1 protein-coding gene and 1 pseudogene are annotated in these 1619 nt (G+C 57.1%); one reads left to right on the top strand and one right to left on the bottom strand.

Annotated features, from left to right (window positions below):
• Positions 1-395 (top strand): annotated as a pseudogene (locus BMI01S_RS42345) (hypothetical protein); the annotation flags it as partial.
• 49 nt (positions 396-444) lie between these two features.
• On the opposite strand, the gene BMI01S_RS37320 reads toward BMI01S_RS42345, so the two are convergent.
• Positions 445-1619 (bottom strand): DUF2130 domain-containing protein (locus BMI01S_RS37320; RefSeq protein WP_042293372.1); only part of this gene is annotated, 1175 nt, incomplete at its 5' end.

Raw genomic sequence — 1619 nt, 5'->3', positions numbered from 1 at the left:
ATGAAATCACCAACAGCGGCGCGAATATCCGCCGCGTGCGCGACCGCATCGAGGCACTGAAGAAGATCGCAGAGCGCACCGACCGCGAGGAAGAAGGCCACGACTACACGTACCGCGAGGACACAGAAGATAACCGCGCCGTGTTCCTGTTCGACGCCAAGCCCGCCAAAGACGTGTGCGACCTGATGAAGCGCTGCGGCTTTGTGTTCAGCACGACGCGCTCGCCAGTCGGCCTATGTGCGCAAGCTCACGGCCAACGCCATCAACACCGCGAAATGGCTCCGCCCGCAGCTCGACAAGCTGCTGACTGGCGAGTAATCGCCGCGCCTAACCGGCCCGCTACGGCAGGCCGCAACCGACAGGACGAAGCAGATGCATTTGATCTTTTCCGATGAGGCCGACGCAATTGAATACGGCGATTCGCGACCACGCTTAGCGAGTTAATCAAGTGGACGCCAACGGCGCGCTGCCGTTGGCGTTCCTTTTTGATTCATCTGCATCGCAAGAATCTTGATTCTTGAGCTCGGCGAACTTGGCGGCCATCGTCGCATTGCCCCGAGTCAGCTTCTTGATCGTTACGTCCTGCGCCTTATCATTCGCAAGGCGAAGGTTCCGATCGGTGCCTAGGAGGGCCTCCTTCGTCTTCTGAAGGTGGTCGATCGACTTGTCGATCTCATCGATCGCCGTTTGGAAGCGCCTGGAGGCGAGGTCGTAGTTCTTCGCGAATGCGTTCTTGAACGTCTCGAGTTCGGTTTCGAAGTTCGTGATGTCTATGTTTTGCGCCTTAACGAGTACCAGCTCCGACTTGTACTTGAGCGAATTCATCGCCGCATTCCGCAGAAGCGTGATGATTGGAAGAAAGAACTGTGGTCGCACGACGTACATCTTCGGGTACCGGTGGAACACGTCGACGATTCCAGTGTTGTAGAGCTCACTATCGGGTTCTAGCAATGAAACCAGCACGGCATATTCGCATCCCTTCTCGGTGCGATCCTTGTCGAGTTCCTTCAGGAAGTCCTCATTCTTGTTCTTCGTCGCGGTGCGATCGCTCTCGTTCTTCATTTCGAACATGATCGAGACGATTTCCGTGCCATTTTCATCCAAGTCGCGAAAGATGTAGTCGCCCTTGCTGCCAGTCCGCGCGTCGTTGTCCTTCTCGAAATATGCCCGCGGAAATGCCATCGCTCGAATGCGGTTGAACTCGATCTCGCAGTGCTGTTCGAGGGTTTCGCCGACCATCTTGGTCGACAGGCGAACCTTCATGTCCCGGAGGCGCTCGATCGCGTCATCGCGATCCTTGATCTGCGTCTCGTACTTGTCCTTGAGCGACTTCTCTGCGAGCTGTTTCTCAAGCTCCGTTCGCTCAAGCCCGCTTTTTAGCTCGTCGCGCTCCTTCTCGACCGCACTGACTGCCTCGGTGATCGCGAGCTTCTGCGCAACATCAATGGCGTCGAGCGTGGCCTTCAGGCCCTGGATCTCTGCGTCCTTCGTAGCAGCGGCCATCTGCAGTTCATTCACGAGCCTCGCCTCGGCTAGCGTGGAAGCGGCTTGCTTGTCACGCTTCGCTTGCTCAAGTTCGTTCGCGAGCGCGTCACGCTCTTTTTCCACGGCGCTTAGCA

Origin of the sequence: Paraburkholderia mimosarum LMG 23256 = NBRC 106338, from assembly GCF_000739815.1 — a bacterium.
Lineage (GTDB): Bacteria > Pseudomonadota > Gammaproteobacteria > Burkholderiales > Burkholderiaceae > Paraburkholderia > Paraburkholderia mimosarum.
Note: the sequence above shows the minus strand (reverse complement) of the source record. Positions and strands in the feature narration are given on the sequence as shown.